The sequence below is a fragment of the Prevotella sp. PTAC genome (assembly GCF_013166535.1).
Taxonomy (GTDB): domain Bacteria; phylum Bacteroidota; class Bacteroidia; order Bacteroidales; family Bacteroidaceae; genus Prevotella.
The window spans coordinates 119,459-134,476 of record NZ_JABKKK010000009.1; the positions used below are offsets into that span (position 1 = coordinate 119,459).

Annotated in this window: 7 protein-coding genes; all 7 read left to right on the forward strand. The window is 48.2% G+C overall.

Translation table 11 applies throughout. The features are described 5' to 3' along the window. The first annotated feature begins 32 nt into the window (after window positions 1-32). Genes HPS53_RS08575 through HPS53_RS08605 form a run of 7 tightly spaced genes read left to right on the forward strand, consistent with a single transcriptional unit; the run spans window position 33 to window position 14,938 of the window. Window positions 33-3,287 (forward strand): SusC/RagA family TonB-linked outer membrane protein, encoded by a 3,255-nt coding sequence (locus HPS53_RS08575; RefSeq protein ID WP_172205698.1) that lies wholly within the window; start codon window positions 33-35, stop codon window positions 3,285-3,287. Between the two features lie 10 nt (window positions 3,288-3,297). After that, window positions 3,298-4,986, forward strand: a complete 1,689-nt coding sequence (locus tag HPS53_RS08580) for a RagB/SusD family nutrient uptake outer membrane protein (protein WP_172205658.1) — start codon at window positions 3,298-3,300, stop codon at window positions 4,984-4,986. A gap of 32 nt (window positions 4,987-5,018) precedes the next feature. Beyond that, window positions 5,019-6,941 carry a fasciclin domain-containing protein gene (locus HPS53_RS08585; protein ID WP_253942857.1) on the forward strand — a complete coding sequence of 641 codons (1,923 nt, stop codon included), beginning with the start codon at window positions 5,019-5,021 and terminating at the stop codon, window positions 6,939-6,941. 40 nt (window positions 6,942-6,981) lie between these two features. Further along, window positions 6,982-8,604, forward strand: coding sequence for a hypothetical protein (locus HPS53_RS08590; RefSeq protein WP_253942858.1), 1,623 nt, complete (start codon window positions 6,982-6,984; stop codon window positions 8,602-8,604). 14 nt (window positions 8,605-8,618) lie between these two features. Further along, entirely contained in the window at window positions 8,619-11,747 is a 3,129-nt protein-coding gene (locus tag HPS53_RS08595; RefSeq protein WP_253942859.1) for a SusC/RagA family TonB-linked outer membrane protein, read from the forward strand. Between the two features lie 12 nt (window positions 11,748-11,759). Then, the gene (locus tag HPS53_RS08600; RefSeq protein ID WP_172205661.1) at window positions 11,760-13,430 is read left to right on the forward strand and encodes a RagB/SusD family nutrient uptake outer membrane protein; all 1,671 of its coding nucleotides are present in this window, start codon (window positions 11,760-11,762) and stop codon (window positions 13,428-13,430) included. After that, window positions 13,427-14,938 (forward strand): glycoside hydrolase, encoded by a 1,512-nt coding sequence (locus HPS53_RS08605; protein WP_172205662.1) that lies wholly within the window; start codon window positions 13,427-13,429, stop codon window positions 14,936-14,938. The genes HPS53_RS08600 and HPS53_RS08605 overlap by 4 nt, the downstream gene beginning before the upstream one ends. Window positions 14,939-15,018: the final 80 nt, after the last annotated feature.

Genomic DNA, 15,018 nt, shown 5'->3' on the forward strand with positions numbered 1-15,018 from the left:
CCAAGATAAAAAAAGCACTGTTGTACTCCTGTATGGGGCTATGCTTCTGTCAGGGAGCCATGGCACAAAAGGCAGGCGACATAGTCAGCGGAACCGTGACCGATGCTTTTGGCCCGGTGATGATGGCTAATGTGGTAGAGGTAGACGCGGCGAACCGTATCGTGGCTTCTACCGTCACAGACATGAGCGGTAACTTCTCGTTCAAGCTGAAAAGTCCTAAAAACCGTCTGCGTGTATCTTTCGTAGGATACAAGACAGTCACAATGCCGATAAACAAGACACGCTTCGTGGTAAAGATGACAGATGCCACGCAGATAAAGGAAGTGACCGTGACTTCACGCCGCAGGGCGCAAGGCTCGGGCTTGTCCATTCCTATGGACGAGGTGTCGTCATCACGCCAGACCATAAACATGTCCGAGTTTGACGGATTGTCGATGACAACTGTCGATGAGGCGCTTCAAGGACGTATTGCCGGTCTTGACATCGTGGCGAATTCGGGTAACCTCGGATCCGGCTCATCGATGCGCCTCCGCGGTGTGTCGACCATCAACAGTTCGGCCGAGCCTCTGATAGTTGTCGACGGCAATGTCTGGGAGACAAACACTAACGACTTTGACTTCCAGTCGGCCAATGACGAGAAGTTCGCTGAACTTCTCAATGTCAATCCCGACGATATAGAGAGCATCTCGGTGCTCAAAGACGCGGCCGCGACCGCAATATGGGGATCGCAGGGCGCCAACGGCGTAATCGAGATAAAGACGAAGCGCGGTATACGAGGTCGCACGAGAGTGTCTTACTCTTTCCGCCTCACGGGCACTTACCAGCCCAACGGATATGAGATGCTCAACGGTGACGAGTACACCATGTTGCTGAAAGAAGAGTATTTCAATCCGAAATTGAGCGACGCCACGAGCGATATTCCGGAATTGAATTACAATCCGTCATTCTCGGAATATGAAATGTATAACAACAATACCGACTGGCTGAAAGCGGTGAAGCAGACCGGATGGCGGCAGAACCACTCGCTTGCGCTGACGGGAGGAGGAGAGAAAGCGAGATTCCGTATCGCGGCCGGATATGACCATGAGACCGGTTCTATCATCAAGCAGCAACTTGACCGTTTCACGTCGCGTGTCAATCTTGATTATAATGTGAGCGACCGAATAGCGATTGAGACCAATATCGCCCTCACTTACACCAAGAACAAGAAGAACGCGGCCGACCTTTTGGCTACCGCTTATATACGTATGCCGAACGTGTCGATATACGAGCAAGACAGATACGGGAATGATCTCGGTGAGTTCTACAACATGCTACCCACCATTTCGCCGGCATTGCGCGACCAGTTGGATCACATGAATCCGGTGGCGGTAGCCCATCTGGCAGAGAACGACGAGACGAGCTACAACATCGTGCCTGAGTTTAAGTTGAAGTACAACCTGCTCGGACTGAGCGACGACAAGACGAGACTCACATACGAAGGTAAGGTGGTATTCAACATATTCAATAAATATGAGGATATGTTCATGCCGTCGTCATTGAACACACGCGGATGGAACGACACGGACAAGAAGCAGAGCAACCGCACGACGGCCAACTCTTCAAAGAGCCTCGGAGTGACCACGACACATACTCTTACTTTCACTCCTCATTTCCGCAACGAGGACCACTCGATGATGATGTTGCTTCGCGGACAGTTGACGGATGGTAACTCGACATCCCAGCATACTGTGACATGGGGATTGCCGTCGGGCAGTATCACAAGCCCAGGCGCTCCGGCGTTGATAGCCGAGATGAACACGGGTAGCGGACAGTGGCGCAGCATATATCTGACGTATTCTCTGCACTATGCATACAAGAAACGCTATGCTTTCGACTTCTCGGTGCGCCGTGACGGAAGCACGAAGTTCGGTCCGGACCAGAGATGGGGTAATTTCCCTGCCGTGTCCTTACGCTGGAATATCAGCAAGGAGCCTTGGTTCGAAAAGACATTCCCGTGGATATCCATGCTCTCTGTTCGTCCGGGATGGGGTATCGTGGGTAAACAGCCAAATGCCGAGTACTTATATTTCAGTAAGTACGCCAACGGTGCCGGATATATGAACGAGGGTAGTATACATCCGCAGAACATACAGTTGAAGAACCTGAAATGGGAGCAGACGGAGACATACAACCTCGGTATAGACTTCGGTTTCTTCAATGAGAAACTTACCGGTAACGTGGAGATCTACGCTCAATATGTGACAGACCTGTTGATGCAGAATAGAGGTATACCGACTTCTTCCGGTTTCCCGACCCTTGCCTATCAGAACGTAGGTAAGATGAAGAACGTGGGATGGGAGTTCAACATCAACGGTAACCGTATCGTAAAGGCCGGAAAATTCGGACTGGATTTCAACATCACCTTTGCGAACAACAAGAACCAGATAACCGAAATGGACGAGACTTGTCTCGCTTCGCTCAACAATGAGTTTAACCGCAGTAACGGCTCGTATCTTTCACGAGTGGAGCTCAACCGCGCTTTGGGAAGCATCTACGGATTTAAATACAAGGGTGTATACCAGTATTCGGAGTATTCGGAGAAGGAAGTGCCCGGTGTGAGCGGCCCCAACGCTCCCGTGGTGCGTGACGCTAACGGAAAAGTGTTTATTGACGAGAGCAACAGGACAAAGCCGATGACTTTCTGCTACGGTACATCCGCAGAGTATGAGTTTAAGGGTGGCGACGCCATATATGAAGACATAAACCATGACGGACAGATCAACGAGCTTGACATCGTTTATCTCGGCTCGTCACTGCCCAAGGTTACCGGAGGTTTCGGATTTAAGTTGTCATGGGGACGCCTTTCATGGAACAACCAGTTTAACTTCCGTTTCGGCAACAAGATTATAAACGCGGCACGTATGAATGCCGAGAACATGTATACAAACAACAACCAGAGCCGTGCCGTGAACTGGCGCTGGCGTGTTGAGGGCGATATAACGGAAGTGCCCCGTGCGCTCCGTCAGGCGGGTTACAACTGGCTTGGCTCGGATCGTTTCGTGGAGGACGGTTCTTTCGTGCGTCTGAACTATACTCAGCTGTCTTACTCATTCGAACCTAAGTTCGTGAAGAAGATAGGATTGAGCATGCTTAATGTATACCTGTCGGCAAACAATCTGTTGTGCCTGACAAAATATTCCGGCGCCGATCCGGAAGTGGGATATGGCAATCTCGGTATTGTGACAGACAATGCCAAGACACCGCGTGCCAAATCATTCACATTCGGTCTTACTGTACAATTTTAAATGATAGGATATGAAGAAGACAATAAATAACATTATAATAGCATTGGGTGCGTCATTCGGACTGACAAGCTGTTCGGACTTCCTTGATATTCTGCCTCTGAACGATGTGGTGCTCGAAAACTACTGGACAGAGAAAAGCGATGTCACGAGTAACGTGAACGGATGTTATGAAGCGCTGGAAATAAATGAATGCATCAATCGGCTGGGACTGTGGGGTGAGATACGTTCGGAGAATATGCGTCTCGGTACAAACGTTCCAAACGAGGTGAATGAGATACTGAAAGAAAATATCCTTCCTTCGAACCCTTATTGCAGTTGGGCGGCGATATATGACGTGATAAACCGTTGCAACACCGTGTGCCATTACGCCCCGGGCGTACAGGCGATAGACCCGAACTACACGGAGGATGAGATGAGATCTGACATGGCTCAGGCTTCGGCGATAAGGGCTTTGTGCTATTTCTATCTTATACGCACGTTCCGTGATGTTCCATACTCGAAAGAGCCGAGTATAGATGACGCACAGAGGTACATAATACCCGCGTCTTCGTTTGAGACGGTGCTTGACACATGTATTGCCGATCTTGAAAAGGTGAAAGACGATGCCGTCCGCCGTTACTATGCGGACGACAGCAATAACGCATACCGTAATTCAAGCCGCATCACGCGCCAGGCTATATATGCGCTGCTGGCCGACATGTATCTTTGGAAGGGAGATTATGATAAGTGTATTCATTATTGTGATCTTGTGCTCGATTTCAAGCGCAATCAGTATGATGAGATGGTTATCCGTGATGGAGCTCCGACAGATATAGCTCTTTTCGGTGACATCCCTATGATACTTGACAAGCCGGTGGGAAGGACACAATGCGGAAACTCGTATAATAGCATATTCGGTAGCGGAAACTCGTTTGAGAGCATTTTCGAAATTTATTTCCGTACTAATACCACCAGGTTGAATACATGGGTCGGAAGATTTTATGTAGATGGAGCGAATAGCAATAATGGGTATCTGAGTGCTCCCGATTTCCTTCGCAAGGATGTGGCTGTAGGCAATCATACTATATTCAAGAAGACGGACTGCCGGGCCTATTCAAGCGTAGGAGTCGACGGATCTCGTTACTTTATAAGTAAGTATGTGTACCAGAATGTTTCTTTCAAGAACCAGAACATAACTTCTGAGAAAGATTTGGGTTTGATGACTTCGAAAGGTACTCCGACTGTGTCCAATTGGATATTCTATCGCTTGTCTGATGTAATCCTGATGAAGGCGGAGGCGGAAATAGAACGTGGCGCGGAAGACGGCTACAAGAAAGCGTTCGCTCTCATCAACACTGTGAACAAGCGTGCAAACGACGTGACAAATACTTCACGCTCGGATACTTTGAAGATGGAAGACTATGTTTCCTCAAAGGAGTCGATGGAAGAGTTGTTGCTCGCGGAGCGTCACCGTGAGTTCCTCTATGAGGGAAAGCGCTGGTTCGACCTTGTGCGTTTCGCACGCCGTGACGGCAACAACGACCGTCTGATAACCCTTGCCACGCGTAAGTATATCGAGAACGTGAATGCCATCAAGATAAAGCTGGCAAATCCGAACATCATATATTTCCCGTATTCCAAGAGTGAACTTAAAGCCAATCCGTTGCTGAAGCAGAATCCCGCCTATATGGCCGGAGAAGATTCGGAGTTGACCAAGTAAACAAGATATTCAGAAATATTACAGTTATGACTATGAAGTTAAATAAAATAATTCTTTGCTCATGTCTTTGCTTCATCGCCGCTCTTATGAGTTGCAACGATGATGACATACCCGTGAATTATTATTCATCCACGAAGTTGACAGCGGCGAGTTTCCTTGAAGAGAACAACGATCAGTTCAGTGAGTTCAACAAAATACTGAAGCGTACTCCTTACTTCGCGATGCTCGGCACTTACGGTGAGTTTACCGTTTTCGCCCCGAACAACGATGGTATACAGAGGTTCCTTGCCCGCTCGGGCTATGGCTCGGTGGACAATATACCGACAGAGACTTGCGACACGATAGTACGTACGCACATAATAAAGAAAGGCGCGTTCTTCACAACCGATATCGGTGAGGGAACTTTGCCCCAGTTGAATATGGACGATGCTTATATTGTATTGTCTTCCGATTCTGACGTGATGAACGACAATGCCTTGGTTTACTATGTGAACAAGACATCGCGCATGGTTACCCGTGACGATTCTGTGACCAATGGTGTGGTGCACAGTATTGATAATGTGATATCGGCAAGTAACCTGTTGCTCGCGGACAAGATAGCGGAAGACTCCACTCTTACCATCTTCTCCCAGGCGTTGCGGCTTACGGGAATGGCGGACTCCCTGACAAAGTATATCGATGAGACGTATTTCTGTGGCGAAGACTCTGTGCATGAGGGTGTGATGGTTCGCTGTACCAGCGGTTCGGCGTTGATGACCCGTTCTTTCTGGCCGGAGAAGCGTTATTTCAAATATACGGCGTTCGTGGAGACGGATGAGGTATACGAGAAAGCCGGGATAAATGATATAAACGGACTTATACGTTATGCGAAATCGGTTTATGATCAGACATATCCGGAAGACGCGGGTCTGTATGATGATGATTACACGCACCGCAAGAACCCGCTCAACCGTTTTGTAAGCTATCATCTTCTGCCTCGTGTGGGACAGTATAACAGTTGGGTTTGCTCGGGTGAGATGCGTGAGCACTGCTGGCTTACGTCGGTAAGTGATCCGGAAGAGTTCTATGAGACGATGTGCCCGGGAACGATAATGCGTTTCTGCGGTCCTTCCGCCGGTCTGTTCATCAACAGAAAGGGACTGCAGAACAATGTGACGGTGCGCGGCGTGAAGGTGCTTTCTCCTTCCGAGTCCGGCTCGATAGACCAGAATGCGCTTAACGGTGTATACCATTATGTTGACAGAATACTTGCTTATACCCCCGAGGTTCGTGACAAGGTGCTCAACTGCCGCATCCGTATAGACGCTACCGCTCTCAGCCCCGACTTTATGAACTGCAATGGCCGTGGCCGTTATGGCGAGGATATTCTTACCGGTTTCAAGAACGGTTATATCACCGATTGGGTGGCACGTGAAGGTACTTATGTAGGTGTTCACAGTGATGTCGGCTATTGGAACTCATACGAAGGTAACGCTGTCTGTGTGAGCGGAGTGTTTGACCTGACTATAAAGTTGCCGCCGGTTCCGGACGGAACTTATGAGATAAGGCTCGGATATACTGCAAATGCAGAGCGTGGTGTGGTACAGGTGTATCTCAATGAAGATCCTTGCGGCATTCCGGTCGACCTGCGTGTATACGGTCCCGATCCTACTATCGGCTGGATTGCCGATACGGATGACGATGAAGAGAATGTGGCCAATGATAAGGCTATGCACAACCGCGGTTACATGAAATCGCCCGACTGTTATCGCCCGTGGGATGCGGACCAGACATTGCGTGAGTTGAGCTGGACGTTGCGTCGTGTTTTGGCTACGAGATATCTTCAGGCAGACAAGCCGAATTATCTGCGTTTCCGTCAGGTGCTTAAAGACCCCAATGCTTACTGGTCGTTTGACTATATCGAGCTTTGTCCGAAAAGCATTTACGGAAGTCCGGAAGGTGAGGACACTCATTAATGACAATTTATAATAAGCATCATTTAAGAATATGACTTTTATGAAAATAAAGAATATAGTATATCAACTGGCAGGACTCGCATTTGCGACTTGTCCGCTGGCTATCGTGGGATGTACCGACTGGGACGACCATTATGAAGGTACGGACGATGCGGCCGGAGCCGGAAATGTGACTTTGTGGCAACAGATGAAGGCTGACAGCAGACTTACGGATTTCTGCGAGGTACTTGAAAACACCAAGGTTTTCAGACAGCATAAGAAGACTCCCGTGAGCTATGCCGAGCTGCTTGACGGCGGACAGGCTTTCACTGTCGTGGCTCCAGTAAATGGAACGTTTGATAAAGACGAGTTGATAAGGCTCACGCAGACGAACAGCGGTGACTCGGTGGTGGAGAAATCATTTGTTATGAATCATGTGTCACGCTCGCTTTGCAGCGTGACCGCCGCCCAGTCCAAGATGCTGTTGCTCAATTCAAAGCATGTGGAAATGGAGGGTAATGGTATTTCAGGTGTAGATTTGCTTGACAAGAATGTGCACGCCAAGAACGGAATACTCCATGTAAGTGAGCAGCCGTTGCCTTTCGTACGTAATATTTATGAGAACGTGTGTGACTTGGATGAGTTCAGCGACATAGGTGATTTCCTTCGTGTTTACGATGAAGACTATTTCGATGCGGATGCATCCGTGTCGAGCGGAATTGTAGAAGGTGTACCCGTATATGTTGACTCGGTTATTATAGAGCGCAACAAGATGCTCTCGGTGATAGGGCTTATCAATGACGAGGACTCTACATACTGGATGGTCGCACCTACCAGAGATGGATGGAACAAAGCGTGGGAAATGGCCAAGCAGTATTACCGCTATGACAGCAAGGTGCTGAAGAGCGACTCGATACAGCATTATTGGACAAACCGTGCGTTGCTTGATGATGCCATTTTCACCATGACTACCCAGGAATCGGTTACGGATTCTCTTAAATCTGTTCAGTACAATAAATTAGAGCCGAAGTATCATGTGTTCTATAAACCTTTTGAACAGGGTGGAATATTGAGTAATGCAACTAAGGTGGAATGCAGCAACGGTATTCTTTACAAGACAGCGGAATGGCCTTTTACTCCTGAAACGACATTCTTTACCGAACTTAGGAGTGAAGGCGAGGACCAGGCTTTGATAACAGTAAGTAAGGATTGTAACTATACGACCCGTAGAATGTCGGCAGACAGTATATCGGAAGGCGCGTATCTTGATATCGTGGCATTGAAAGCGACTTCAAACTGGACTATGACTTACCGTGTGAACAATACGTTGAGTGCCAAGTACGATGTATGTGCGGTGATCCTGCCGAAATCGGTGGCAGACAAGGTAAATCCGGATTTGCGTCCGTGCAAGTTCAAGGCTACTATAAACTATGTCGACGAACTTGGCAACAAGAAGACTTTCAACTGCGGTAATACACAGTTTAAAAACGATCCGTTAAAGGTTGATACAGTGGTTCTTGCCGAAAACTTTGAGTTCCCGGCTTGTAACTTTGACCAGCAGGATATAAAGATAAGCGTACAGCTTACATGTTCAATCCTTCCTCGTGAGAACTCGGAATACAACCGCGAGATGTATCTTGACTGTATCTATCTCAGACCACGAACCTCTAAATCTGAAGAATGATGAAAAAATATATTATGTCAGCAATGCTGTTTGCCGGCATCACGGCGACAGCGCAGGAGAACATGAAGACAGTAAGCGGTCATGTGACCGACGCTGCTTCCGGAAAACCAATAGCCGGTGTTATCGTCGAGGCCTATGGCGATGCCCGTTATACGGCTATGACAGACGATAAAGGACAGTATGAGCTGAAAGTTCCTGTATATACATCGTCTGTGGGAATGAAAGTGGACGGTTACAATTATCATCAGACCGCGATATCCGATGGTAAGGCGAACGGCCGTCTTTATGTTTCGGCTTTTACTCCCGGTTACTCTCAGAATACGACTGCTACCGTCTCTGTCACGGCCTCCGGCTTCGACAACACGGCAGAAGTAAGTCTTGACCCGCTGATCCAGCAGAGACTTGGAGCGCATGTACGTTCCGTGTCGCGCGGCGGAAATGTAGGTCTCGGCAATATAATGACTATCGCCGGTCTTAACTCTTTGCAGATAAACGCCCAGCCGCTCGTTATTATCGATGATGTGATAATGGACATGCAGTATGACAACACCATGCTTCATGACGGTTATTTTAACAACATTCTTGCCAATATCAATGTTAACGACATAGAAAGCGTGAACGTGATAAAGAACGGTACGGCACTTTACGGAGCGAAAGGCGCCAATGGAGTTATCAACATCAAGACAAAACGCAGCAAGAGCATGGCAACGAAAATCGATGTCACCATCAATGGAAGCTATGAGCTTACTCCGCGTTTGCCTAAGATGCTTGATGCCGACGGCTATCGTCTTTATACGACCCAACTGTTGGCCAATCAGGTAAGTGACGTCGGTAGTATGAAGTTCCTTAACAGCGATCCCAATTATTATTACTACAAGCAATACCACAACCAAACCGACTGGGCGGATCTTGTTTATGAGAATGCCTTCTCGCAGAATTACGGTATAAACGTGCAGGGTGGTGATAATGTGGCGAGCTATAACCTGTCTGTCGGCTATTCGATAGGCAACAGCACCTTGAAGAACAACGATTACAAGCGTTTCAACATGCGTCTGAACAGCGATATAGAAGTGTTCCGCAACTTTGATGTACGTTTTGACGCGTTTTATAGCGATGTGGACCGTAATCTCCGTGATGACGGAGCCATTGTGGATCCGCTTAATAATGTAGTCACGGCTCCCGGATTTCTCGGATTGGCCAAGGCTCCTTTCCTGTCACCCTATGCTTATGACAAAAAGGGCAATCTGAGTCATTATTTGTCGGAGGCGGATGATTATATCGGTGGTGACAATTCATTGGCAAATCCGCTCAGCATTCTTGAACACGGAGATGGCAAGAACAGAAATACTTTCGGCAATCGTCTTATAATGTTTTCCGTCATGCCTAAGTTCCAGATAAACAAGCATCTTTCCTTGATGGAGCATTTCACGTTGTCTCTGGCCAATGTCAATGAGATTTATTACCTGCCTATGCAGGGTGTGCCTCCTTTTACAAAGGATGAATATGATGATGATACGGAGCTTCGTAATATAGCTCAAAGTATGGCTGCACGCCAGACCGGAATACAAAGTGATACGCGTATTAACTGGAACAACCGTTACGGAGCGCACGTAATATCTGTTTACGGAGGTGTAAGGTACCTTTCCTCGGATTATAAACTTACGAAGCAGAGCGGCTTCAACACCGGTAACGACAAGACTCCTCAGATGAGCAATTCGTTGCTGTTCAAGCGTACCGGCGGAGCTAATAACAATGTACGTGAGATAACATGGTACGGACTTGCCGACTATAACTTTGCGGGTAAGTATTATCTTAGCGCCGGTCTGTCCGCTCAGACATCCTCACGTTTCGGCGAGGATGCCGGTGGATTGAACCTGTTTAATGTTCCATGGGGATTGTTCCCGAGTGTGGAGGCATCATGGGTGATGACGAATGAAAAGTGGTTGGCCGGAATAAAAGGTCTTGACTATCTCAAACTGAATGCCGGTTTCGATGTGACAGGTAATGACAACATTGATTATACAGCCTCAAAGACATATTTCATTGCCAATTCCATGCTTGGCTCATCTGCAGACGGTATTTCTATCGGAAATATCGGAAACACGGAGTTGCAGTGGGAGACAACAAGACGGCTTACGGCCGGTCTGGAAGGAAGTTTCCTTGACAACCGTGTGAATGTGCGTTTCAATGTGTTCAAGAGCTGGACATCCAACCTCCTTACCCTTCACAGCCTTGCCTGGACAAGCGGACTGGCTGAGAGCTGGAGCAACGACGGTAAGTTGGAGAACACCGGGTTTGATGCGTCATTGAGTGTAAAGGCTCTCAACTTGAAAGATTTCAAGTGGGAAGTGGGTGCGTCTGTCGGTCACTATAAGAATGAGGTTACGGCACTGCCTGACGGCAACAAGCCTTTTGAGACAGATATTTATGGCGCAACCGTGCTGACACAGGTCGGTGGCCCGGTCGGACTCTTCTACGGTTGGAAGACAAACGGGGTTTATTCTACTACGGAAGAAGCCGCATCTGCCGGTAAATATATCTTGAAGAAGAACGGAGAGCGTGAGTATTTCCAGGCCGGTGACATGCGTTTCGTTGATTTTGATAATAATGGACTTATCGACGACAACGACCGTTGTGTCATAGGTGATCCCAATCCGGATATCTATGGAAATATCTTCACCACCTTTACATGGAAGAACCTGACGCTTAATGCGGTGTTTAACTATTCGGTGGGCAATGATATTTTCAACTACCAGCGCTCGTTGTTGGAGGGTGGAAGCCTGTACCTCAACCAGACCACGGCTACGGCCAATCGTTGGACAACCGAGGGACAGGTTACCGACATACCTCGTGTCAATTATAAAGACCCGATGGGCAACAGCCGTTTCAGCGACCGTTGGATAGAAGACGGCAGTTATCTGAAACTGGCTTCTGTCACGCTCAGCTATTACCTGCCCGTGCAGAGCGAATATCTGCAAGGCATTACGATATGGGGAAATGCGTCTAACCTGTTCACTATCACACGTTACCTCGGTGGCGACCCAGATTGCGGCATAGCCGGAGGTGTTCTCACCCAGGGCATCGACCGTGGTCTGCTGTCTGCCGGACGTACGTTCTCGTTAGGTGTAAATATCAATCTGTAATCATTTGACACTATGAAATATTTATCAAAAATACTTTGCGCTCTGTGCGTGATATTCGGCTCAGTATCTTGTGCCGACATGATGGACATAGACTCGGAGCTTGTAGAGTTTGACAAAGACCACGATATTAACGCTCCTTCCGATACCGTTTACAGTGTATTGGGAATTATTCACAAGATGCAGGTCATAGCCGACCGTACTTCGCTTCTCGGCGAGGTACGTGCCGACCTGGTGAGTCCCACCAATGCGGCATCTGCCGACTTGAAGCGTCTGTCGTCGTTCAGTTTCGATGAGAAAAACAAGTATAATGTTCCGGCGGATTACTATGCAGTAATCAACAACTGCAACTATTTCATTGCCAATGCGGATACCTTGCTTGCCCGCCGTGGCAAGAAGGTTTTTGAGAAAGAGTTTGCCGCTGTCAAGACATTCCGTGCCTGGACATATATGCAACTTGCAATGGCATACGGCAATGTACCTTTGGTTCTTCAACCTATTATGACGGAGGCAGAGGCACGTAAGGCGATGGAGCAGCCTCGTGTTTCCATTACCGATATATGTAATTTCTTCATATCGGATATTGCGCCTCATGTGGATGTGAATTTTCCCGATTATGGTTCGATAGGCGGTCGCGTATCAAAGTCGTTCTTCATTCCGGTTCGTCTCTTGCTTGGTGACATGTGCCTTTGGACCGGTCGTTATGCCGATGCCGCCAAGTGGTATCATGATTATCTTGGCCATAAGGACGATCCGCATGTACCTCAATTCTCTTCTATATCATGGACTGATACTGAATTTAAAAATATAGTTAACGGCTATGGTGAGCCACCGATTTCTTATATTCCCATGGAACGTGACAGATATTCGGGAGTTGTCAGCGATTTGCCGAATATATATAATTCAACCAAAGAGAATTATAACTATTTCCAGTTAATGCCGTCGAAAGGCATACGTAAACTGTCGGCAGATCAGACTTATTGCGTTTTGCAAAAGACAGACACTAAGTCCGATACCATATATGCTCCTAAGGAAGGATTGTTCTCGTCATTGGCGGTTGGCGATCTCCGCCTTTATGGCAATTATTCGATAAGACAGCTAAATCAGGACAAGTATTCGGAATTTGGTTCGGAAAGTCAGGTTATTTCTAAGATAGAACCCGATTATGTTCCCACATATAGTTTGGCTATGGTTTATCTGCGCTATGCCGAGGCTCTCAATCGTGCCGGTTATCCGCAGTCGGCCTTTGCCGTATTGAAGTATGGCCTTAATTCCGATAACATTGGAGAGTATGTGGACAGCGTTGAGATAAAGGCGGCCGGAAACCTCATAGCTTTCGACCCTCTTGTGTTTACGGAAGCAGCAACAAAGGGAATTCATTCCATCGGTTGCGGCAATAGCGAGGCCAATGCTTATTACACATTGCCGATGCCGTCTCAGCAATTGGCTACTTATGCAGATACCGTGGCATATCAGATTCCTCTTGTCGAGGATTTGATAATCGATGAGATGGCTCTCGAAGGCTGCTTCGGCGGCTCCCGTTTCTATGACCTCATGCGTGTCGCGCTGCGTCGGAACGACATGAGCTACCTTGCCCGTCCTATATCGGAGCGTGAAGGCGTGAGAGACGATGCTCTTTATACATTATTGTTGGATAAGAATAATTGGTACTTACCGTTAAGATGAGACGAATAATCTTTTCATTAGTATTGGCGTCGGTCGCGTTTTTGTCGGCCGGCGCCGCTACCATTACCGTTGTCGTCGACAGTGTCCGCCACCAGCGTGTGACCGGTTTTGGTGCGGCTGCGTGCTGGGGGCTTATGGCTCCGATTGAGGATGTGAATATCATAAAGTTGCTCTATGGTGAAGACTCTCCTGTGGGACTCAACATCATGCGTATGGAAATATCGCCGAATCTTATTGGCAATGTCACCGTACCTTGGGACACTCCATACGACTGGCACGGTTATCTGCCTGTGGTGAAAGAGGCAAAGGCCCGTGGAGCGATAATATTCGGCACTCCGTGGTCTCCTCCCGGGGAGTACAAGACCAACGGGACCCCTCAAGGCGGTAACAGCGAGGCGCAGGGATATCAGCGCGGCGAATTGAAAGCGTCGAGCTATTCCAGTTTCTTTCCTTGGCTGAATACTTTCCTTGCGTATATGAAAAAGAACGATGCGGCTGTGGATATCGTTTCTTTGCAGAATGAGCCTGATTGGTGGGTAGACTATTCCGGATGTCTGTATACGCCGCAACAGCTTCATGACCTTGTCAAGAAATACGCTTCACGTCTTGACCGCAAAACATATAATGTGCGATTGATGAATGCGGAACCTCTCGGTTTCAATCCCGAATATTCGGATATCATGCTCGATGATCCCGAGACGGCCAAGCATATAGACATTATCGCCGGCCATATCTACGGGCATGAGCCGCTTGGCAATATGGCTAAGGCGGCCAAGAAAGCGTTGGCTCAGGGCAAGGAAGTATGGATGACCGAGCACAGCGTCAACCCCCGCGGCGATGCCGACGGCACGGTAGACTTGCCCACATGGCACGAGGAAATTCTCTTTGCCGAGGAGGTCAACGAGTGTCTGCTTGCCGGCGGAAGCGCGTATGTGTATTGGTATATGCTCGCCCATTGGTCATTTGTCGGCAGCGGCGACAAGACCATACAGCCTGGCAATGACTACGGAAAGCTGTTGCGTAGGGGATATGTCATGTCTCACTTTTCCAAGAACCTGCCCGGTTCAACCCGTCTTGACACAAAGGCCAGCGTAATAGTAGGCACCAACAGTGCATTCCAGACCTCGGCCTATATCAAGGGCGACTCTCTCATCGTGATGGCGATAGACACTACAGCCAATGCCCATAAATTGCGGGTGCACCTTCCTTATGAGGTTACGTCGGGAGAGTGGATCCTATCTACGGAAGAGGCCGTTTGCCGGCGCTCTGATATAGAAATGACCGAGCCGGCCAAGGTTGTCATGTTGGATTTGCCCGCCCGCAGCATAAACACCTACATCTTCAAGATAAACAGGGTGGAAAGCGGTGTTGACGAGATAAAGTCCGATTGCGAGATGAAGCCGGTAGACGATGCCTTGTATGACATGCAAGGCCGGCGCATGAATTCCGGTGCTTCGTTGCGCCAAGGCATATATATTAAGAACGGAAAGAAGATATATATAAAGTAATGGCGGTTTTGCATGCGATATGGTCGCTTTTGCTTATCGCATGAGTTTTGATAGATTAAGGATGTGGGTGCTCTGCTCTT